General features: G+C 43.9%; 18 protein-coding genes. 16 read left to right on the top strand and 2 right to left on the bottom strand.

Translation table 11 applies throughout. The features are described 5' to 3' along the window. Positions 1 to 379: 379 nt before the first annotated feature. From HMPREF2909_RS08980 to HMPREF2909_RS00460, 12 genes are all read left to right on the top strand, one after another. On the top strand, positions 380 to 802 hold the full coding sequence (locus tag HMPREF2909_RS08980; RefSeq protein ID WP_148130754.1) for a hypothetical protein: 423 nt from the start codon (positions 380 to 382) through the stop codon (positions 800 to 802). Then, positions 760 to 1029 carry a hypothetical protein gene (locus HMPREF2909_RS00425; protein ID WP_071414816.1) on the top strand — a complete coding sequence of 90 codons (270 nt, stop codon included), beginning with the start codon at positions 760 to 762 and terminating at the stop codon, positions 1027 to 1029. Before HMPREF2909_RS08980 ends, HMPREF2909_RS00425 begins: the two co-directional genes overlap by 43 nt. A 487-nt stretch (positions 1030 to 1516) precedes the next feature. Continuing rightward, entirely contained in the window at positions 1517 to 2005 is a 489-nt protein-coding gene (locus HMPREF2909_RS00430; RefSeq protein ID WP_071414817.1) for a hypothetical protein, read from the top strand. Further along, positions 2006 to 2239, top strand: coding sequence for a VG15 protein (locus HMPREF2909_RS09950; protein ID WP_441294122.1), 234 nt, complete (start codon positions 2006 to 2008; stop codon positions 2237 to 2239). A gap of 3 nt (positions 2240 to 2242) precedes the next feature. After that, positions 2243 to 2875 carry a hypothetical protein gene (locus HMPREF2909_RS00435; RefSeq protein ID WP_071414818.1) on the top strand — a complete coding sequence of 211 codons (633 nt, stop codon included), beginning with the start codon at positions 2243 to 2245 and terminating at the stop codon, positions 2873 to 2875. A gap of 653 nt (positions 2876 to 3528) precedes the next feature. Next, positions 3529 to 4056, top strand: coding sequence for a hypothetical protein (locus HMPREF2909_RS08985; protein WP_148130755.1), 528 nt, complete (start codon positions 3529 to 3531; stop codon positions 4054 to 4056). Between the two features lie 14 nt (positions 4057 to 4070). Further along, positions 4071 to 4202 (top strand): hypothetical protein, encoded by a 132-nt coding sequence (locus HMPREF2909_RS09595; RefSeq protein ID WP_256375673.1) that lies wholly within the window; start codon positions 4071 to 4073, stop codon positions 4200 to 4202. 163 nt (positions 4203 to 4365) lie between these two features. After that, positions 4366 to 4755: a hypothetical protein gene (locus tag HMPREF2909_RS00445; protein ID WP_071414820.1), complete on the top strand. Its 390-nt coding sequence runs from the start codon at positions 4366 to 4368 to the stop codon at positions 4753 to 4755. Between the two features lie 261 nt (positions 4756 to 5016). Beyond that, positions 5017 to 5268 (top strand): helix-turn-helix domain-containing protein, encoded by a 252-nt coding sequence (locus tag HMPREF2909_RS00450; protein ID WP_071414821.1) that lies wholly within the window; start codon positions 5017 to 5019, stop codon positions 5266 to 5268. A gap of 60 nt (positions 5269 to 5328) precedes the next feature. Continuing rightward, positions 5329 to 5706 (top strand): hypothetical protein, encoded by a 378-nt coding sequence (locus HMPREF2909_RS00455; protein WP_071414822.1) that lies wholly within the window; start codon positions 5329 to 5331, stop codon positions 5704 to 5706. A 261-nt stretch (positions 5707 to 5967) separates the two neighbouring features. Further along, positions 5968 to 6123 carry an aldo/keto reductase gene (locus HMPREF2909_RS09600; RefSeq protein ID WP_256375676.1) on the top strand — a complete coding sequence of 52 codons (156 nt, stop codon included), beginning with the start codon at positions 5968 to 5970 and terminating at the stop codon, positions 6121 to 6123. A gap of 55 nt (positions 6124 to 6178) precedes the next feature. Then, the gene (locus HMPREF2909_RS00460; RefSeq protein ID WP_256375674.1) at positions 6179 to 6838 is read left to right on the top strand and encodes an aldo/keto reductase; all 660 of its coding nucleotides are present in this window, start codon (positions 6179 to 6181) and stop codon (positions 6836 to 6838) included. Positions 6839 to 6853: 15 nt separating this feature from the next. On the opposite strand, the gene HMPREF2909_RS00465 is transcribed toward HMPREF2909_RS00460, so the two are convergent. Both HMPREF2909_RS00465 and HMPREF2909_RS00470 read right to left on the bottom strand, forming a co-directional pair. Next, positions 6854 to 8284, bottom strand: a complete 1431-nt coding sequence (locus tag HMPREF2909_RS00465) for an MATE family efflux transporter (RefSeq protein WP_071414823.1) — start codon at positions 8282 to 8284, stop codon at positions 6854 to 6856. Positions 8285 to 8371: 87 nt separating this feature from the next. Further along, positions 8372 to 8974 carry a TetR/AcrR family transcriptional regulator gene (locus tag HMPREF2909_RS00470; protein ID WP_084797171.1) on the bottom strand — a complete coding sequence of 201 codons (603 nt, stop codon included), beginning with the start codon at positions 8972 to 8974 and terminating at the stop codon, positions 8372 to 8374. A 227-nt stretch (positions 8975 to 9201) separates the two neighbouring features. Between HMPREF2909_RS00470 and HMPREF2909_RS00475 the strand changes: the two genes are divergently transcribed. The 4 genes from HMPREF2909_RS00475 to HMPREF2909_RS00495 all read left to right on the top strand — a co-directional run bounded on the left by HMPREF2909_RS00475 (position 9202) and on the right by HMPREF2909_RS00495 (position 21305). Further along, positions 9202 to 12144, top strand: coding sequence for a glycoside hydrolase family 3 protein (locus tag HMPREF2909_RS00475; RefSeq protein WP_071414824.1), 2943 nt, complete (start codon positions 9202 to 9204; stop codon positions 12142 to 12144). A 282-nt stretch (positions 12145 to 12426) separates the two neighbouring features. After that, a complete protein-coding gene (locus HMPREF2909_RS00480; protein WP_071414825.1) occupies positions 12427 to 12654 on the top strand; it encodes a hypothetical protein in 228 nt (75 codons plus the stop codon). A gap of 980 nt (positions 12655 to 13634) precedes the next feature. After that, positions 13635 to 17198 (top strand): DNA-directed RNA polymerase subunit beta, encoded by a 3564-nt coding sequence (gene rpoB / locus HMPREF2909_RS00490; RefSeq protein WP_071414827.1) that lies wholly within the window; start codon positions 13635 to 13637, stop codon positions 17196 to 17198. A gap of 66 nt (positions 17199 to 17264) precedes the next feature. Continuing rightward, positions 17265 to 21305 (top strand): DNA-directed RNA polymerase subunit beta', encoded by a 4041-nt coding sequence (locus HMPREF2909_RS00495; RefSeq protein WP_071414828.1) that lies wholly within the window; start codon positions 17265 to 17267, stop codon positions 21303 to 21305. Positions 21306 to 21450 lie beyond the last annotated feature (145 nt).

Consider the following 21450-nt stretch of genomic DNA (forward strand, 5'->3'; position numbering starts at 1 on the left):
TCCCTTATCATCCGCTTTTGTCATGTCTCACGACATAGTTCCGCTGGCTGTGTCGTGAGATTTTTTGTTTTCATGTGTTGTGGTGTGATGTTTTGTTTATTTTCCTCCATGCTATATCGTGTGTTGAAGTAATTCCAGAGCTGTACTATCTCTTGCAGGAACGATGTTATGGGACTGGTATTAGGGTATTCCTTGGGGATTGTGTGCTTGTGCGATGAGCTAAGAGCAACGGATCTGTCTGCATATTGCTAAGGTCCCTAGGACGTTTTGTGAGGTAGAATACGCCGGTGTAATCAATGAGTGCGTTTTGGTTTGATGTGCGAGTTCGACACGCACGGATAAAAACGGAATTATGCCATGACACCACACACCTGTTGAAGTGACTCGTGTAATGACCCACTTGTTCCCTAGGCAAGTAAAAAATGGTGTTTATGATTTATCTCGCACCTGCCCTAAAGATTTTGTTCGGCCTCGAGAGAGTGTATGGAACCATATTTTTGTTAATCATGGTTATAATTCAAATGATGAAAATAAAACACGTTTCCCTGAAGAGTGGACTGAAGAATATATTAAATATGCGGTAATGGAAAGTGTTACCAATCCTGATTATACAGAATTAAAAGGCGAGAATCGGAAATTCTGTTATAAAAAGGTCGGTAATCAGTTACTTCGAGTTTGGTTACAGAAAAGACGTAATACTTGCGGTCGGTTTATGGTTAATAGAGTGCATCCTGTTACTGAACAACAAAAGGAGATTATATGGGGGCAGATAGAGAGTATGAAGAAGCATACCAGCAGTTAAAAAAATATTGTGCTGGTACCCCTGTTGTTGATGAATTCGTCGATTTAGATGAGGGGGCTGATGCAGGTGAGCAGTACTATAGCTTAAGTTGGCTGTTTGCATCGATTCTTGAGCATCAAGTCGCGATTCCTAGAAACGTGCTTATTGATGTTTATGGTTTACTTCAGCAAGAAGATAGAGATGAATATCGTCCTGCAGTTAATAAGTTGTTATTAAAAAATTCCTGATTATATATAGATTTAGGGTTATACGACAAAATTGTTGGTGGGGTGTTATTCGTTGATTGTGTTGACATTTTGGCTCGACTATGCTAGTCCTGCCTAGCGTTGTCTTGCTCACAGTGCAGGCTACTGGGTGATTCGTTTGGCAATACGCTAGACGAGAATGTTGATGAATCCGTATAAGAATGAGCTGACTCATCCTGGTTCACCAAGGTGATGTCATTGACCTTGGAATCGTGATATTCCTGTGGGTTTCATGGTGGAACGATTCACAGCTTCACACAAAACTGGGGTACTGCATCCGGCTAGAAATTGAAACCCAGTACACTTCAGTAGAATACGCGAGAGCAACAGCTCTTCGAATTTAACGGGCGTGTAGGTTTAAGGCGCATGAAAGTTCGGATGCCATATGATAAGCCGTTTAAGGCGTGAGCGTCCTTAGAGTGAGCAACGCTGATAACAATATCATCTCTTCAAAAGCGGGAGGGGAATTGTGACGGATAAGTCCAAGACGAATCGTTCTTTGATTCTTCAACTGCATGAAGATGCTAGTCCCAGTTTGCAAGCTAATCTAGATGCGTTATATAAGAAGCATCAAGAAATGATTAAACAGATTGATACTGTTTTTAATCAACGTATAATCCAGCTTGAGGGTTCAGACGATTTTCTAGTACAAATTGAGTTATATCGTAATATCGTCACTGATTATGCAAAACAGTTGAGCGAAGAAGCTGCTCGTTACTACGCTGCTAGTCGCGAATTGTGGGCTACTGCATCGGATATAGAACTTGAAGATTATAACGAATTCATTGTTCAAGCAGACCAAGGTTTATATGATACGTTACATTGGTCTTCTCATACGAATTTTGATGACCTAACTTGGAAACAGGTATATACGGGATATGATTGTGCGCGTTTAACCATTGAAGATATGTGGGAGCAAGCAGTTGCTCAGTTCAATCGTAATGATTCTTTGCAGTAGATTAATCTTGCATATGATGTAGCGCATCGTACCTCGAATTTAACCACATTGTATACAGCTACGAAAGATTCACGCGCTGTACGCTGTGCGCGTGTTCCTCAAGATATAGCCTGTGGATGGTGTGTAATTATTGCTTCTCATGGTTTCGTATGCCATTCTGAAGATACTGCAGGAGAAACACATAAGTTTCATTTGCATGATAATTGTTTGATTATCCCGTCGTGGGGTAAGTAGTCTGTGCCCGACTATAATCCAGACAGGCTGTATGAACAGTACGCGAAGTGTCGCGATGCTGTAGAACAATATGCAAGCCGTGATCGATATCATCAATGGGTATTACAACAGCTTAAAGATACTACGATTCCGGGTTACGATGTATGGAAACGTAACCAGATACTCGCTGAAATGCGTACACGAGACCGCGCATGGCTTAACAATGGAACAAACAGCAGTGTTACGTGGAATGAGCCAGAGGAGAAGATAAAAAATGGCGTGGAACATCGGGATTATGATGTCTACAAGATACTTTCGGAGAACGGATTCAAAGATATCGCGACATTAAAGAGTCTCAATGGTGCGAAAGGCTCTGACATAGACGCAGCAATGAATTCGCAAATTTGGGAAATTAAGAGCCCAATAGGTGAGAGTCAAAAACTTGTAGAGAACAATTTCAGAACAGCAAAAAAACAATTCAAAAAATATTTTCAACGACCAAATCAGCCAGTTCGTGTCATTTTTAATAATTTGAATACAGGTTTATCAGATGACATTGTTATTGGGCTCATTCAGAGAAAGATGAAGGAGAGAGGTATAAACGAGTGCCTTCTCGTCGGTAAAGATAAAAAACTTTTGAGATTCAAAAATGATTAAGGCTAAACCAATCTCCCCAATACGGAGTGACCGTTTAGCCTTTCTCAGATTATCTCATTTGTTGCCGTGACAGTCAAGTGGTCAAAAATGCCAGATTGTAAAACCGAAGCAACTATTACTACGCAAGTTCGGTTCTTGCTCACGCTGCTTGTAAAAACATTCTCCGCTACGAGATATGGTCTGTGCATCTGCATGGCAGAGTGGTCAATAAAAATAGGGAAGACCACAAAATGACCGGACAAGAACCACCAATTCCACAAGATAACCGATGATGTTTCAGTCTCAATAAGTTCCTTGTAACAATGTTAAAAACAGTTAAATCGATGAAAAGTTATGGTGGATTACACATAAGTGGATGAACCGTAAACTATCGAGAGAACAGTACGTAAGCTACTCAATTTTGTCAATGGGTAACCAGGCAACCATGTGCTCAAACTACTTCCAAGAAATCAGTATCGACTACGACGCAAACAGCCCAATCATACGCGGATTTTACCGAGCTTGCACAATCGTTGCCATTACGCTGCAACAGGACATACAGTACCAGTTTCTTCTACGAAATTTGCTTTTAAACGTGTCTATAGTTTTCCTAAAACTTCGCCTTCCCAGCTGTCTTATAATAGTGTCTATCGGTACCGCAGAAATAGGTCAGCATGAAAAAGAAAATTCCAGCACATTGGCTATGCGCTATACTCACTCTATGTTGGTTTGTTTTCACGGTTATCGTCTGTTTTCTAGACAGTGTTCCTCATCAAAATGTTCTGATTAATCTTTATGTAGCTCATATAACTGCGCGGGATGTGTATTACATCTTAGGTTTTATTCCGCTGCTTTGGATCCTTTACGGTTTTATACGCCTATGGAAAATATCTGAGCGTATAGCTAGATTTCTTCTTGTTTTACTGGGATGGATTCCAATTATGCTGATTTCTTTTCTTGCCTCTTTTGTTTTGCTAATGAGTCATGCAGGAGCAAGTTATACAGAATTATCTTCTCCGGATGGTCAGCACACTCTTGTCGCGCAAGAACACTCATTTCTTTTGCTTGGTTCGGCAAGCTTGTATGAACGGACAAGTGTTTTAACTGTGAAAGAAATACCCGATGCCGTGTTTTGCCTGATGATGGTTTCGCGCCTTTTTCTGCTAACGAATACTGGGTGCAGTGGAATCAGCATAAAGTAGCTGTAGCTGTAAATATGAATGATAATCGTAAGTGGGATGCTTTGACTATGGATCTGTCTGCGTCAGATTATGACGTACATTATTATGAGTCACGTTCTTCGAAGCATACGAGTTTGAATGATTTTATAGAAAGAGTTATCAAATAACTGTCCATTTAGACGTGCAGCACACTTCATCCGCTAATAATTTGTCCTAAAACACGTTTTATCAATACATAGAGTGATACTCTCTCAAGAATTAGCGTATTAGTATCCGTGTTACCAGACACAGATAATGTGCCGATGTTATTGGGACTAGCGGAAGATCAATATGAAATCATATAAAACAAGATGTGGTCAAGGTCAAATCCTGTCGTATAAGTGGGTAAGTAATCCCAAACAGGGGATTGAGGAAGTAGCAGATAATCTGGCGGCGAAATTTGCTGGAGACGCGCTCGCTGACGGTTCAGTAAAATCATCAAATAAAGAGAAATATGAAGATGACTTATTCTGTTTCTTCCTAGCAAAACTTGAATTACTGTGTTCTGGCAGCCAGATTAACTGGTATATTGATTCACCTCGGCTCTGTCAAAAGGAAAAGCTACCTATCTTTGAACATCGATGGCGATACTTTACGAATCTGTATAAAAGTAGTTTACCGCCTTCGCAGAAAACTTTACAGATTAGGCATTATGTTGGTGAACCAATTATCCTCATTTAATTATAGGATTAGTGATTCATATGAAGCCGTGACCGCATAAAATCGACAAAATTGTTCGTGAAGAGCAAAATGAATGTATTCGACTTGCGATTCGTCTATTTAAGAGTAGTCAGTATAGTACTTTGTTGCAATAATATTAAATATAGCAATTTTCTGTTGGGCAAGGTTCGGATTATGCCGAATGAACTAAATGGGCAGAGGTGAGAACGCCGTCGTAACGCCTATGCAAACTATCGAGCTGTCGATAATATTCTTATGCAGATGACTGAATTGCGTAGAAAGCGTAAGATGACTCAGGGGCAGCTTGCAGAGAGCATGGGAGTGACGCAAACATATATTTCTCAGATTAAAAATGGCTATACTGGTATGCTCGACAACCTTGTCGATTATGTGCAAGGTGTTAATGGGCGTTTGAAACTTGAAATTATTGCTTCCGATGACTATGAAGACGAGAAAAGTGGTACATCAACATCCTTGAGTTTAGAGTCAGAGATGAAGAAAAATTCTATGTAGCGATCTTTGCATCAGTGGGGAACTCCAGTGTTGACTTTCAGTTAAAGAAGGTGAAAACTGATGGACATTGAACGAGTTACCCTTCTTAGTGATACCAGCCACAAAATTCTTCCTGCTGATAATACGTCTATTCTCAATAGTAGATTTACGCTACACTTCTCTATGGATGAGCAGAAAAATAATGGGTTTATTGATTTCGTTGTGAGAGCGACGATGAGCATACTTTCTGATATCGATAGTGAAGAACAAGGGTTTTTCTCAACAACGTGTGATTATGGAGTGAAATTTGCGGACGAACATATAGAATCTGGTTCTCAGATTGTTGTTCCAGTATGGCCGGTGATACGAGAATCAATTTTAGCGAAATGTCATGAGTATGATGTCAATACTCCGCCATTACCTTTTGTAGCGGATACGAGCAGCTTCCAAAAGCCATAGTTGCACGCATAGAGTGATGTCACTGGAGTCTACATATTGTCGCTTATTAGATCCGTAGAATCATTAAAGAACACATATCAATCGACTCACATCAAGTACAATAAAAACATTGCACCACACATACAAAGGAGTATTTTATGCACACGCGACACGCATCACGTTTAGGGACGCCTGTATCGGAAATTGGATTAGGTACGTGGCAATTAGGCACCGATTGGGGGAGAAGCTACACCAAAGGATGCTTATGCAGTGCTTGAGACCGTGGTTGAGCAAGGCGTTATTTTTATTGATACCGCCGGTGTATGTGGCGATGGCAGAAGTGAGCAGTTTGTAGGTCAGTTCAGAAAGAATCATCTGGATAAGAAACTTTTTATTGCTACGAAAATGGGACGCGGAGGGTCTCAGATTTTTCGATGAGTACGATCGAGATAATTTTATTGTATAGAATGACCGTTCACGCATTAATTTGCAGATGGATACTTTAGATTTAGTGCAGTTACATTGCCCTCCAACGGGTGTGATTACTGCACAGCGCACCTATGATTTCCTTGATGATATGGTAGAGCAAGGTCGTACCGCTCGGTATGGAGTGAGCGTAGAAACATGCGAGCAAGCTTTATTAGCTATGCAACGTGACCATGTGGCATCTATACAAATTATTATGAATGTTTTCCGCAGAAAACCATTAGAAGAAGTGCTTCCACGAGCAATAGAAACAGGAACAGCGATTATTGTTCGCGTACCTCTTGCATCAGGATTATTGAGCGGAAAATATACGAAAGATACCACTTTCGCGCCAACAGATCATCGCACGTACAATCGTCACGATGAGTCCTTCGATGTGGGAGAGACTTTTGCAGGTGTTCCTTTTGATGTTGGGGTAGAAGCTGCTCAAACATTTAGCGCGCTCGCACGCGAATATGTTCCTCAAGCCAGCCCTGCGCAAGTAGCATTGAGATGGATTTTAGACCAAGAAGGTGTAAGCACTGTTATTTCTGGAGGTCGTAATACCACACAGGTGAAGAGCAATAGTCAAGCTGCTGATCTTGCTCCTCTACCAGCACAATTACGTGAGGCTTTAGAAGATTTGTATAACGAGCATATTCGTCAGTATGTGCATGATCGCTGGTAAATAAATATGTGTGGCTTAACTTTCACGTGAGAGCTTGTTAAGCCACACATTGCTTTTTACCCTATATAAGAACAAAGCTCCGCAAATCCACCACTGAATAACACACGCTAACCAGTAACCATTCACTCCCAATAATGGGCATAAAAATATAGCAAGAGGCACGCGTATAGCCCAGATAGTTCCAGCATTAAAGAAGCTGGACACTAAAGTATCCCCAGCTCCTCTCAAAGCAGCAGAAGCTACAATCGACACAGCAAAAAATGGCTCAGCAAGAGTGCCAATCCTCAAAGCAGTCGAAGCAACGGACTGAATATCCTTATCAGGGGAGAGCAAAGCAATAATATAAGGCGCTCCAATAAACATCACTATGCCAGCAATACTCATAGTGACAATTCCCAGTGCAATAGAAAGCCAAGCGAAACGCTGAGACATAATACGTTGCTTTGCTCCAATAGATTGTCCAACAATGGCTGTAGAAGCAGAACCAATACCGTAACCTGGTTGATAACAAATACTTTCAGCAGTTACAGCAAAAGCATTAGCAGCAATTGCTGTGGTTCCTAAAGGCGCAATAATGCGTGTGCTCACCACTTGTGCACAATTAGTCACAGCATTTTCAACGGCAACAGGCGCACTAATTTTCAGCGCAGTCAATAAAATTGAACGATGAAAATGCAAACGTTCATGAGAGTGCAGTTTCAAAAATGGGCTGTGAAGAAGCATATACCACAGATAGATAAGTGCTCCCACAAGCTCAGCAAGAGCTGTTCCTAATGCTGCGCCGGCTACACATAAATTGGCTCCAGGCCACAGCACAGAATAATACCCCCAGCTATATGTGTGAGCAGGATAAATAAGCATAGAGTTGAAGAGAACGTCGCACAAGCACATAATAATGCTAACAACACTGGGGATTTTCATATTTCCAGTGCTTTGAATCATTGCGCTACCCAAAGAAGTAATCTGTAACGCGCACAAAGACGCACCAAAAATACAGATATATGCAGTCGAATCAGAACGAATTTCAGGGTCTCCGCCAAGCCATACAGGTATGAAAGCAGATAAAGAAATATTCAGCACAGATAAAAGGGCAGAAAAACACAATCCAACAATCAAACCTTGTTTCATTGTATTGCGAGCCACAGCATTGTGTTGCGATCCGCAGGCTTGAGCTACCTGAACACTAAACCCAGCGGTTAAAGCAAAACATAATCCTTGAAAAACCCATGTTACAGGCGAAACGAGACCAATAGAAGCCGACGCATGCGTGCTTAAATGACCAACCATACCAGCGTCAATATATTGCATCACAATATACGATAACTGCGCTGCAATTGTTGGTAAAGACAGAATAGCAACCAGATATATGCTACGACGAGCAGATAAGGTCTGCCCAGATTGAACCTGTTGAAGCAGCTGCGCTGACGAGGGAAAAGTTTTTCTCATGATGAGCTAACGCTATCATATAAAAGCACTTTCATAAAATGCTGCTAGAGCTTGTCGCGCAAGCGAGTATTTTCAAAAACAGTGCAATTACTGTTCGTTCGTGTCTTTCGATGGCGTGTATGGCGCTCGCGCAGGAGCAACGCCTTGCTCAAGTAAATCTCCTAAAATTTGTATAGTGCGCTCTCGAGGTACTTTCTTTCCTGAAAGAGCCCAGCGGCGAAAAACATTAACAGAAGAATACACAACAAAAGTGTTGATAAGCTCTTGCTCATCCTCAGTAAAATTTTTATACGGATTGTATCGTAATCTATTTGATTTCGTCGTATGGATAATAAATTGATCAGCAAGAGCACGATAACGTGGATGAGTAAATATTTTTTCTACCTGCTTGGACTGCGTATAAAAATCAAACATAATACGCGATAAAGTGTAATAATCGTATGGCAAAGGAAGATCGCGAATTATCTCACTGTATTGGTGCGCTAAGGTTTGCACATAATCTTCGTATACATCATCAATACTGGTGAAATGCAAATAAAAAGTTTTTCTATGAATTCTTGCATGCTGCGTTAACGAGGAAACTGTTATATCGTCTGGGCTGTGGTTCGATAGCATTTCAACAAAAGCACGTTCAATGGCGTGGTGAGTGCGCATCCAGCGTGAAGAATGTTTGTTGTGAGCCGTGTTCATAATATCCTTTCGCGCTGCTTTAGGCGGGTAATGCGATAAAAGCGGGTGAGCCCAATCACGAGTTTATACCCATTATCCCTTATTGTGTGGCAATGCCACAATTATTTCGTATGTGGTCATTGAGCACACTATGGCTTTCTATATATGCTCGTAGGGTCGCAACGAGGACTCTTTTCACTGGTGAAAGGAGGCGATATGAAGAAAGCGATATGAAGAAAGGATGACTGATGCTTGAACTTAATATAGATGATGTTCTTGCTGTGCTCGGTTCAGTACGGACATATCTTATTACTGCGGGCGTTATAGTTTTGATTGCGCTTTTGCTTACGATTGGTGTGAATAAAAAATTGGTTGCTCATCGTAGCGTGCGTAAATTGAGTCATTCGGGTACGTGGATTGTGGCGTTGACGACCATAGTGGTAACGATGTCGATGATGCTTTTGGGACCTTTGAGTAACGTGCTGACGTTATCTACGAGTGCGCGCCTAGCTCTTACGCACAGCACTGTCGATAAGACGAATGCTCTTGCTGTTAATCTTGAACGTGAAGGTGCAGTTCTTTTACAAAATAAGGAGAACACGCTACCAATTTCTCAGCCAGGGCGAATTAATGTTTTCGGGTGGGCATCTACAAATCCGATTTATGGAGGAACTGGTTCCGGAGCACTGTCTGATGCGTACCCAACCACATCTATTCTTGACTCATTGAAATCTGCTGGTTTTACTACCAACAAAGATTTAGAGAAGTTCTATACCGACTATTCCACAACACGTGGCGAAATTTCTGTGACTAAAGCAGACTGGACCTTGCCAGAACCTCCAGCAACTAACTATTCACAGCAACTGATAGATGGAGCACAAAAATTCTCCGATACTGCTGTTGTAGTCATTGGTCGCGTGGGTGGAGAAGGTCTTGACCTGCCTAAAAATATGAATGCTTCGGATGTGGTGTATACCAACAATTCTTCGCAGTATAAGGATTTTGAAGAGGGGCAGCATTATCTCGAGCTGAATCATACAGAAAAAGATATGCTTGACCTTGTTACACGTTCTTTTAATAAAGTAATCCTGTTGTATAACGGTGCAAATGCTTTTGAAATGGGTTTCCTGCAGGATTATTCGCAGATTAAATCTGTGCTATGGGCACCTCATCCTGGTCAAGCCGGATTCCAAGCTATCGGTGAGATTATGAAAGGAACAGTTAATCCATCTGGTAAAACTGCAGATACATTTATCAAAGATTTCACTGCCTCTCCAAGTTTCAATAATTTTGGAGACTTTAAGTATGTGAATGCTCAGGAATTTGAGATTGAATCTGCTCGAGGACTGCGTTCTCCTCGTTTTGTAAATTACGTAGAGGGTATTTATGTTGGATATCGTTTCTTTGAAACAGCATCTGACTTAGGTGTTATAAACTATGATGACGTTGTTCAGTTCCCGTTCGGATACGGTTTGAGCTACACGACTTTCCAGCAAACGATGGGCGATATAACGTATGCACAGGGTATAGTCAGCTTTGACGTAACAGTTACAAATACGGGTTCTGTGCCAGGCAAAGATATTGTGCAAGTCTACTCGAATCCTCCTTATACTGAAGGAGGAATTGAAAAAGCAACAGCAAATCTGATTGCCTACGACAAAACTGAGGAACTAGCTCCAGGACAATCTCAAACAGTCAAGATCTCTTTCGCTGAAGATGATTTAGCATCGTATGACTACAAGAATGCTCGTGCGTATGTGCTTGAGCAAGGCGATTACAATATTTCTATTCGCCAAGATAGTCATCATATTATTGACTCGAAGAATATTACTGTGGATTCAACAATAACGTACAATACTGCTGAGCATACGCATTCTCAAGATCAGAAAGTAGCGACGAATGTTTTTGATGACGTACAAGGTGGTGTAACCTATCTGTCTCGCCACAATAGTTTCGAAAACTATGCGCAGGCTGTGGCGGCTCCAACGAATTTTGAGATGTCAGATGAAGCTAAATCAACCTTTTACAATAACGGAAACTATGATCCGCACAAGTTCGATAAAGCTGATGATAAGATGCCAACAACAGGCGCCAAGAATGGTATTCGCTTGGCTCAGCTTCGAGGAAAAGCCTATGACGATAAATTATGGGACAAGCTTCTCGACCAGCTTAGCATTGATGAGATGAATAATCTGATTGCCAATGGTGGGTACTCGAATGCGGCGATTGATTCAATTGGCAAAATTCGCTTAGCAGATGTAGACGGTCCAGCAGCACTCAAAGATAATTTCACAGGTGTTTCTTCTATTGGTCTGCCAGCAAATATTGTGTTAGCCAATAGCTGGAACAAACAGCTAGCCCGTGAATTCGGTGAAAACATTGGTGTGATGGCTCACGAACTCAATATTGCAGGATGGTATGCTCCTTCAATTAATATTCACCGCAGCGAATTTGGAGGACGAAATTTTGAATATTTCTCTGAAGATCCATTACTCACAGGCTCTTTAGCTTCGGGACAAGTTCTGGGCGCTGCTCAGTATGGCGTATATGCTTTTACTAAGCATTTCGCGCTAAATGAACAAGAAACGCAGCGTAACGGGCAGCTGACAACATGGTCTAACGAGCAGGCTATTCGAGAAATCTATCTGAAGCCTTTTGAAACAGTCATCAAAGCAAATCTTAATGCAGGTGTGAACTCGATGGCGATTATGGGAGCATTCAACTATATTGGTAATACTTATGCCAGTGCTTCCTTGCCGTTGAACCAAACCGTCTTGCGTGACGAGCGGGGCTTTAGAGGAATGGTAGAAACAGACTACTTCTCTGGTCCAAACTACGGGTACCAAAATACTGATCAGCTTATTCGCGGCGGAACAGATATTATGCTTGCTACAGCAAAAACCACGAATTATGTCACTGACTTCAGTGCTACTGCTGTTATTGAAATGCGTCGAGCAACGCGCAATATTTTGTACACAACGGTGAACTCTTGGCGCTATGAGAATGGAGAACCTCGCGCTCGCATAGACACGTGGAAGATTATCTTGTTTGTTGTTGACGGTATTTGTGCGCTTCTTCTTGCGGCATGGGCTGTTATGGCTCTTCTTAAGTTTAGAACGCGCTGGACAGCTGAAACTTCTGCTCAATCAGTGGTCGATGCTGCGGGAGATGTTGCGGCTGCGAATAACTAAAGCTTTTGCCTCTTCATTATAGCTTTTGCCTCTGCTCGCTATCGTTATTGAGCGTTAAAGAGCGCGATACAAGCCCAAGCCCTGAACTACGTGAACTTTCTGCTCCTTGTTGTAAAACTGGGTCTGGCAGACAAGCTTAGTTCAGGGTTTTTTGTATTACGCATGATTGCTGTGTGTATATTCACATGACACGTGTGTATACACACATTTTGGAGTACAATTGGTAATGAGTTTATTTCAATGATGGAATGAGCTTAAGGATCTCAATGGAGAGAGGGTGAAATGAAAAAATGCAAAATAATAAACATTAGTTTATCTGTTATTACTGCTCTAATGTTGTGTATAGCTTTGCTCCCTCGAGTATATGCACATGAGCGTTCAGCAAATGACAGATTGATATTTTTAGTCAATAGTACTATTAATACTTCAGCGAACCGCATTGGTATTTCTCGTGGTGAGATTGCCCAATTTGTTCAAGAAAACAAGAAAGAGCTTTTCTTAGAAAATTAGTATCAAGGAAGTTCTGAACAATTTGTCAATAGTGTTTATGAAACTATCACTTCAGCAAATAGCATTTTGAAGAGTGGCAATAAAGAGATTTACCCTACAGGTCTTATCCATGAAAAAAGTGGAATTCGTTCTAAACGTTCAAAACCTAACGTCAAGTCGGAGATGTTCTGGTGGGGTTCTAGAACTACTTTCTACACGGATGCTGCTGCTGAAGATTATGCTGATGAGATGAATAGAGCAGCTACTATAAGTAATCTTTTTGCGCTATCAGCACTCTTGTTCCCGGGTATGGCGATACCAACAGGTTTGAGTGTCGCATATGCGAGTGCAGTTGAGAATAGCGTGAGATGGGCGGCTCGTCAGCCTGGAAATGGGGTAATACTCGAGACAAAAATATGGCTAGCTTATACTGCAGTTCCGAGGAAGTAATATTATGAATATTCAACTGATATCTTTTGGGATTATGAGCATACTTCTTCTTATTCCGTGGATTATTTTTAATAGAAAATGGAGTCTGCGAGTAAGACAGATATACGGTGCTTTTTATGTGCTATCAGTACTTCTTTTTGTTCTGATTATGGTACTTATAATAAAATTATAAAATTTATGCGGGGTAGGTAATATTACCCTGCATAAATTTTGTGTGTTTATTAAGCGCATACATTTGATTGCATGCATAGGAATCTATAGGAGTATTGCTACGAATACGACAGAAGTCGAATAAGCGTTCATTTCTGAACATATAATGAGCACCTTCAGGCTATATGGACAATCTCGACACGCCTAGAGAAAACAACAAAAATAAACAGTTTAAACTTGACTTTTCTTCTGCGAATAAATATACTTGACATGTTCTGACTTGTGTCATATTGCGGGCATGGGCTAAAAGCGGTGATGCAAGTGTATATAGCGGCTCTTGCTATCGCTTTCGATAATAACTCGAAAACAATGTAATTACAGCGAATGGTAAGGAATTCCCCTTGGCTGCTCAGAAAAGCAATAGTGCAACGGCAGTAATTGCACGCGCAGATGAGAATGACATCAAACTGCGTAAGGCAACTGACCGTGTTAATTTCGGCTCTATCCGTGAGCCAATTGAAGTGCCTGATCTTCTCGGCGTACAAACCGACAGCTTTGACTGGCTGATTGGTAACGAACGCTGGCAGGCACGTGTTACTGAAGATGAACAGAACGGTACTTTTACTGTTCCTCACATCTCCGGTCTTGACGAGGTTTTTAACGAAATTTCTCCTATTGAGAACTTCGCTCAGACCATGTCTTTGACCTTCTCCGATCCATACTTCGAAGATCCACGTCACACCGTGCAGGAGTGCAAGGAAAAGGATTACACTTATTCTGCTCCTTTGTATGTGAATGCGGAATTCACTAACTATGAGACTGGTGAAATTAAGTCCCAGACCGTGTTCATGGGTGATTTTCCACTCCAAACACCTCATGGTACCTTCATTATTGGCGGTACTGAGCGTGTTATCGTTTCTCAGTTAGTACGTTCCCCAGGTGTGTACTTCGATCGTCAAGCCGTGCAGTCTTCCGATAAGGAAGTTTTCGGCGCAAAGATTATTCCAAGCCGTGGTGCGTGGCTTGAGTTTGAAATCGATAAGAACGACGTTTTGGGCGTGCGTATCGATCGTAAGCGTAAGCAGTCTGCAATTGTCTTCTTGAAGGCCATTGGCATGACTGATTCCGAGATTGCTACCGCTTTCAAGGATTATCCTTTGGTTATGTCTGCTTTGGAGCAGGATAAGACAGAGAGCCAGGAAACAGCTCTTGTTGAGCTGTACCACAAGATTCGTCCAAACGATGCTGCAACTGCAGATGCTGGCCGTAACTTGCTTGACTCCTTCTACTTCAATACCAAGCGTTACGATTTGGCTCGCGTTGGTCGTTACAAGATTAATCAGAAGCTTGGTTTGGAAGCTGATGTTAACGATCGTTCTTTGTCTCGTGAAGACATTATCGCTACCATTAAGTACTTGGTCAGCTTGCATGCAGATAGCGAGACCTTCCCAGGAAAGCGCAATGGTGAAGATGTTGAACTGCGCGTTGACGTAGACGATATTGATCACTTCGGAAACCGTCGTATCCGTCAGGTGGGTGAGTTGGTTCAGAACCAGCTGCGCACTGGTTTGTCTCGTATGGAACGTGTTGTGCGTGAACGTATGACCACTCAGGATGCTGAAGCAATTACTCCGCAGTCTCTGCTGAACATTCGTCCAGTAGCAGCAGCTATTAAGGAGTTCTTCGGTACTTCTCAGCTGTCTCAGTTCATGGATCAGAACAATCCACTGGCAGGAGTAACCAATAAGCGCCGTCTTTCTGCTTTGGGTCCTGGTGGTTTGTCTCGTGACCGCGCCTCCATGGAAGTTCGAGATGTACACCAGTCCCACTTCGGACGTATGTGCCCAATTGAATCTCCTGAAGGTCCAAACATTGGTTTGATTGGTTCCTTGGCAACCTTCGGTCGTGTGAACCCATTCGGTTTCATTGAAACTCCATACCGCAAGGTTGTGGACGGTCAGGTAACCAACGATGTGGTATACATGACTGCAGATCAGGAATCCGAGCACTTCATTGCACAGGCTAACCAGAAGCTCGATGCTGAAGGTCGTTTCTTAACCCAGGAAGCTCTGGTACGAGATGCGAACGCAGAAGCAGAGGACGTTCCTGTTTCTCAGGTTGATTTCATGGATGTATCCCCACGCCAGATGGTGTCTGTGGGTGCTTCCTTGATTCCGTTCTTGGAGCATGATGAGGGTCACCGCGCATTGATGGGTGCTAACATGCAGCGTCAGGCTGTGCCTCTGATTAAGTCCGAACGACCATTGGTTGGTACGGGCACAGAATGGCGTGCAGCTGTTGACTCTGGTGATGTTATTAAGGCTGATAAAGATGGTGTTGTTATCTATGTGTCCGCTGATTTAATTCGCGTACTCAACGACGATGGCACTCAGTCTTCTTACAAGCTCGTTAAGTTCCAGCGCTCCAATCAGACCACATGCTACAACCAGGTTCCTTTGGTCAACGAAGGAGACCGCGTTGAAGTTGGATCTGTTTTGGCTGATGGTCCTGCAACTGATCAGGGTGAATTGGCTTTGGGCAAGAACTTGCTCGTAGCCTTCATGCCTTGGAACGGTTACAACTACGAAGATGCAATTATTATTTCTCAGCGTTTGGTTCAGGACGATACATTGTCGTCCATTCACATTGAAGAGTACGAGATTGATGCTCGTGAAACCAAGCTCGGCGCAGAAGAAATTACTCGTGATCTTCCAAACGTAGGTGAAGATGCTTTGGCTAACCTCGATGACCGCGGTATTATTCGCGTGGGTGCCGAAGTAGAGCCAGGCGATATTTTGGTAGGTAAGGTTACACCTAAGGGTGAAACTGAGCTGACTCCAGAAGAGCGTCTGCTGCGCGCTATCTTCGGTGAGAAGAGCCGCGAAGTACGTGACACTTCTTTACGCGTACCACACGGTGAGAATGGTACTGTTATTGGTATTAAGGAAATTACTCGCGAAGATGCCGAAGAAGACGGCGATGAACTTCCAACTGGCGTAAATCACATGATTCGCGTGTATATTGCCCAGCATCGTAAGATTACGCAGGGCGATAAACTCGCAGGTCGTCACGGTAATAAGGGTGTTATTTCCCGTATTCTGCCAGAAGAAGATATGCCATTCCTCGCAGATGGTACTCCAGTGGACATTATGTTGAACCCATTGGGTGTGCCTTCTCGAATGAATGTTGGTCAGGTTCTCGAATTCCACTTGGGTTGGATTGCTAAGTCCGGTTGGGACATTAGCATCGATCCAGATTTGGAAGCTGCATGGAAGAACTACATTCCAGAAGGTGCAGAAAAGGGTGAACCGGGTACTCCAGTAGCAACTCCTGTCTTCGACGGTGTAAAGCCAGACGTACTCAACGGTTTGTTATCTACCACCTTACCTAACCGTGATGGTGATCATATGGTGGGTAAGAATGGTAAGGCTCAGCTCTTCGACGGACGTACCGGTGAACCATTCGGCAAGCCAATTTCTGTGGGCTACATGTACATGCTTAAACTCCACCATTTGGTAGACGACAAGATTCACGCTCGTTCTACAGGTCCTTACTCCATGATTACCCAGCAGCCATTGGGCGGTAAAGCTCAGTTCGGTGGTCAGCGCTTCGGTGAGATGGAGGTATGGGCTCTGGAAGCTTATGGTGCAGCACATACCTTGCACGAAATGATGACTGTAAAGTCCGATGACGTAGACGGTCGCGTACGTGTATACGGAGCTATCGTTAAGGGCGATAACTTGCCATCTGCAGGTATTCCAGAATCCTTCAAGGTTCTGCTCAAGGAAATGCAGTCCCTGTCTCTGAATGTTGAAGTGCTTAACGCTGAAGGCGTTGCTATCGATATGAAGGAAGAAGACGGAGACCCAGTTTCTGCTACTGATGATCTCGGCTTCAATATTGGATCTCGCCCAGATGCATCTGCTGGTTATGAAGAGCCAGTAGCATCTGAGTTCCAGGTCTAAGCTGCTCGCTGAAGCCATAAGTAAGCCGATAAGTAGACGTAACAAACAGAAAAGACAGGACATTAAATGCTTGATGTAAACGCATTTGATCAAGTGCGAATTGGTTTGGCAACAGCCGAAGAGATTCGCGGCTGGTCCCACGGTGAAGTGAAGAAGCCGGAGACCATTAATTACCGTACCTTGAAGCCTGAAAAGGACGGTCTGTTCGGTGAGCAGATTTTTGGACCTACTCGCGATTGGGAATGTGCATGTGGAAAGTACAAGCGCGTGCGCTTTAAGGGCATTGTGTGCGAACGTTGTGGTGTGGAAGTAACCCGCTCCCGCGTACGCCGTGAACGTATGGGACACATTGAACTTGCTGCGCCAGTAACACATATCTGGTTCTTCAAGGGTGTTCCATCCCGTTTGGGCTACCTGCTTGACATGTCTCCAAAGGACCTCGAAAAGGTTATCTACTTTGCTGCCTATATGGTCACTAAGGTAGATGAGGATGCACGTCATAAGGATATGCCAGATCTTCAAGATGAGTTTGATGTAGAAATTAGCCGTTTGACTCAGCGTCGCGATAACGAGTTAGATACTCGCGCGAAGAAGCTCGAAGAAGATTTGGCTGAGCTCGAAGCAGACGGTGCAAAGTCTCCAGCTAAGGCAAAATTGCGTTCTAGCGCAGAAAAAGAACTCAAGAATATTCGCCAGAAGTACGATGACGAAATTGCTCGTAGCAGTGCTGTATGGGAGAAGTTCAAGAGTTTAAAGCCTGGCGATATGGAAGGCGATGTAGATCTGTGGCGTGAGATGGAAGATCGCTACGGTGATTACTTCGAAGGTTGCATGGGTGCTGAAGCTATTCGTCAGCGCTTGCTCGACTTCGATTTGCAGGCTGCAACTGAAGAACTTCAAGATGCTATTGCTACCGGTACAGGTCAGCGCAAGGCTCGCGCTTTGAAGCGTTTGAAGGTTGTACGTTCCTTCGTAGATACCGGCAAATCCCCAGCAGCTATGGTTCTGGATGTTGTTCCAGTTATTCCACCAGATTTGCGCCCAATGGTTCAGCTTGATGGTGGACGCTTTGCAACCTCTGATTTGAACGACTTGTATCGTCGCGTTATTAACCGTAATAACCGTTTGAAGCGACTGATTGAACTGGGTGCTCCAGAAATCATGCTGAACAACGAAAAGCGCATGTTGCAGGAAGCAGTTGATTCGCTCTTCGATAACGGTCGTCGCGGTCGTCCAGTAACAGGTGCATCCAACCGCCCACTGAAGTCCTTGTCCGATATGCTCAAGGGTAAGCAGGGTCGTTTCCGTCAGAACTTGCTGGGTAAGCGTGTAGATTACTCTGGGCGTTCCGTAATTGTGGTTGGACCATCCTTACGTATGCACCAGTGCGGTTTGCCAAAGTCTATGGCCCTGGAGCTGTTCAAGCCATTCGTTATTAAGCGTTTGGTTGATAAGGGCTACTCTCAGAACATGAAGAGCGCAAAGCGTCTTGTAGACCGCGGTGATGTTGTGGTGTGGGATGTTCTTGAAGAAGTTATTGCTGAACATCCAGTACTTCTTAACCGTGCACCTACTTTGCACCGTCTGGGTATTCAGGCATTCGAGCCTGTGCTCGTAGAAGGTAAAGCAATCCACCTTCCACCACTTGCTTGTGCAGCATTTAACGCTGACTTCGATGGTGACCAGATGGCAGTGCATTTGCCTTTGTCTGCTGAAGCTCAGGCTGAAGCGCGTACTTTGATGATGGGTTCCGACAACATTTTGAAGCCAGCAGACGGTCACACCGTAACCATGCCTTCTCAGGATATGATTATTGGTTTGTTCTACTTGTCTACTGTTGTTGACGGTGCTAAGGGTCAGGGTCGCGTATTCAGTTCCATGGCTGAAGCTCGTATGGCTTTGGACTTGGGCGAGATTGATATGCAGGCTAAGGTACTGATTCGTCAGCCTGAAGGCTTCGTTCTGCCAAAGAACTGGCAGCCAGGCGAGGTAGAGATTATTGATCCTATTGACGGCAATGTAACTGTTGCTCAGGAAGAGCGCTTTGCAGATGGTTCTGTGCTCTTTGCAACCTCTTACGGTCGTATGCTCTTTAACGAGACTTTGCCAGTAGACTACCCATTCGTCAATGAACAGGTAGCTAAGGGCAAGCTCTCTGGCATTGTTGATGACATTGCTGCTCGTTACTCTACGCAGCAGGTGGCAGCAACTCTGGATGCTTTGAAGGATCTGGGCTTCACCCGTGCACCATGGTCTGGTGTGACCATGGCATTCTCCGATATTGTTGCTCCAAGCAATCATCAGGAGATTGTAGAATCCTACGAAGAGCAAGCTCGTAAGGTTAACGACCAGTATGATATGGGTCTGCTGACCGAAGAAGAACGTAAGCAAGAGCTGATTAACCTGTGGACAGAGTGCACCGATAAGGTAGCAGACGCTATGCAGGAGAACTTCCATGACGATAATAATGTGAACATCATGGTTCAGTCTGGAGCTCGCGGTAACTGGATGCAGATTCGTCAGATTGCTGGTATGCGAGGCCTTGTGGCAGATCCTAAGGGTGAAACTATTGCTCGTCCAGTGAAGTCTAACTACCGTGATGGTTTGTCTGTGCTCGAGTACTTCATTTCTCAGCACGGTGCTCGTAAGGGTCTGGCAGATACCGCATTGCGTACTGCAGAGTCTGGTTACCTCACCCGTCGTCTGGTAGACGTATCTCAGGATGTTATTGTTCGTTCTCACGACTGCGGTTCCAAGAAGGGTCTGCCAATGCAGATTGCTGAACGCGATGCTGACGGCAACCTCGTATTGGTTAAGAACGCTGATGGTGGTCCATACTCCCGTATTTTGGCTGCAGATGTGATTGATCCAGCAGATGGCGAAACCGTTCTGTACAAGCGCGGCGATGCTTTGTCTATGGACGTGCTCAACGATTTGGTTGCTCACGGTGTAGAAAAGGTATCCGGTCGTTCCGTACTGACCTGCGAATCCACCAACGGTGTGTGCGCAATGTGCTACGGCTGGTCCTTGGCAACTAATCGCCTCGTGGATATTGGTGAAGCAGTAGGTATTGTGGCAGCACAGTCCATTGGTGAACCTGGTACTCAGCTGACGCTGCGTTCCTTCCACTCCGGTGGTGTTGCATCGGCATCTGATATTACGCAGGGTCTTCCTCGTGTTGCTGAGCTTTTCGAAGCACGTAATCCTAAGGGTGAAGCTCCAATTGCTAGCGATGCAGGTACTGTGCGCATTGAAGATAACGAAGTAGGGCGTAAGATTCTGCTCAGCCCAGATGATGGTAGCGATGTGATTGAATACCCAGTATCTCGTCGTAACCCAGTTATCGTTCAGGATGGACAGCATGTTGAAGCTGGTGACCAGCTGACCGAAGGTTCTGTTGATCCTAAGAAGATTACTGATATTCTCGGTGCTCGTGCAGGTCAGGTATCCATTGTGGAAGGTGTTCACGATGTATACCGTAGCCAGGGTGTAGATATTCACGACAAGCATATTGAAGTGATTGTTCACCAGATGCTGCGCCGCGTTACCGTTATCGAATCCGGTGATACCAAGTATCTGCCAGGTGAATTGGTTGATCAGCAAATCTTCCGCGCAGCTAACAAGGCTGCTGTGGCCGCTGGTAACAAGCCAGGCGTAGGACGTCCAGTATTGATGGGTATTACCAAGGCTTCCTTGGCTACCGAATCCTGGTTGTCTGCCGCATCCTTCCAGGAGACTACTCGCGTCTTGACCGAGGCTGCTTTGAGCCAGAAGGTTGATGATTTGAAGGGTCTGAAGGAGAACGTGATTATTGGTAAGCTGATTCCAGCAGGTACCGGTTTGTCTCGTTACGGCAATATTAAGGTAGAGCCAGATAAGGCTATCCGTGACACTATTTACCCAAGCTTCGGTTTGGATAATGATATGAACGGTGACTTCTCTGGTTTGGGCGATGCAGACTTCTCTGATGTTGACTTCGCAAACATTGACCTTGCTGATCTCGACTTGGGTCAGGAATTTAATCCAGATGACTTCCTCAACGATTTCGGAGGACAAACTGACGGAGGAGACCTGAACTTGGGTGGCTCTGCTGATTTTACTGAGTAAATTCAGCTAATATAAAAAGTCTCGTGCAGTTTATGAGAACTGTGCGAGACTTTTGTTTTGCCTGTATGAGTGAAGTCGATACGTGCAACTGATATACCACTTGTGAAGCCATTTTTGCGCATCAAAACTGGCATAAGAGGTGTAT

It is taken from the genome of Alloscardovia sp. HMSC034E08 (assembly GCF_001813415.1).
GTDB classification, from domain to species: Bacteria; Actinomycetota; Actinomycetes; order Actinomycetales; family Bifidobacteriaceae; genus Alloscardovia; species Alloscardovia omnicolens.

Excerpts from the sequence above, each read along its gene's own strand:
- HMPREF2909_RS00445 (WP_071414820.1), top strand. The coding sequence starts at position 4,366 with ATGAAATCATATAAAACAAGATGTGGTCAAGGTCAAATCCTGTCGTAT.
- HMPREF2909_RS00450 (WP_071414821.1), top strand. The coding sequence starts at position 5,017 with ATGACTGAATTGCGTAGAAAGCGTAAGATGACTCAGGGGCAGCTTGCA.
- HMPREF2909_RS00455 (WP_071414822.1), top strand. The coding sequence starts at position 5,329 with ATGGACATTGAACGAGTTACCCTTCTTAGTGATACCAGCCACAAAATT.
- HMPREF2909_RS00470 (WP_084797171.1), bottom strand. The coding sequence starts at position 8,974 with ATGAACACGGCTCACAACAAACATTCTTCACGCTGGATGCGCACTCAC.
- HMPREF2909_RS00475 (WP_071414824.1), top strand. The coding sequence starts at position 9,202 with ATGCTTGAACTTAATATAGATGATGTTCTTGCTGTGCTCGGTTCAGTA.
- HMPREF2909_RS00460 (WP_256375674.1), top strand. The coding sequence starts at position 6,179 with ATGGATACTTTAGATTTAGTGCAGTTACATTGCCCTCCAACGGGTGTG.
- HMPREF2909_RS09595 (WP_256375673.1), top strand. The coding sequence starts at position 4,071 with ATGAATGATAATCGTAAGTGGGATGCTTTGACTATGGATCTGTCTGCG.
- HMPREF2909_RS00495 (WP_071414828.1), top strand. The coding sequence starts at position 17,265 with ATGCTTGATGTAAACGCATTTGATCAAGTGCGAATTGGTTTGGCAACA.
- HMPREF2909_RS08985 (WP_148130755.1), top strand. The coding sequence starts at position 3,529 with ATGAAAAAGAAAATTCCAGCACATTGGCTATGCGCTATACTCACTCTA.
- HMPREF2909_RS00480 (WP_071414825.1), top strand. The coding sequence starts at position 12,427 with ATGAAAAAATGCAAAATAATAAACATTAGTTTATCTGTTATTACTGCT.
- HMPREF2909_RS00465 (WP_071414823.1), bottom strand. The coding sequence starts at position 8,284 with ATGAGAAAAACTTTTCCCTCGTCAGCGCAGCTGCTTCAACAGGTTCAA.
- HMPREF2909_RS00425 (WP_071414816.1), top strand. The coding sequence starts at position 760 with ATGGGGGCAGATAGAGAGTATGAAGAAGCATACCAGCAGTTAAAAAAA.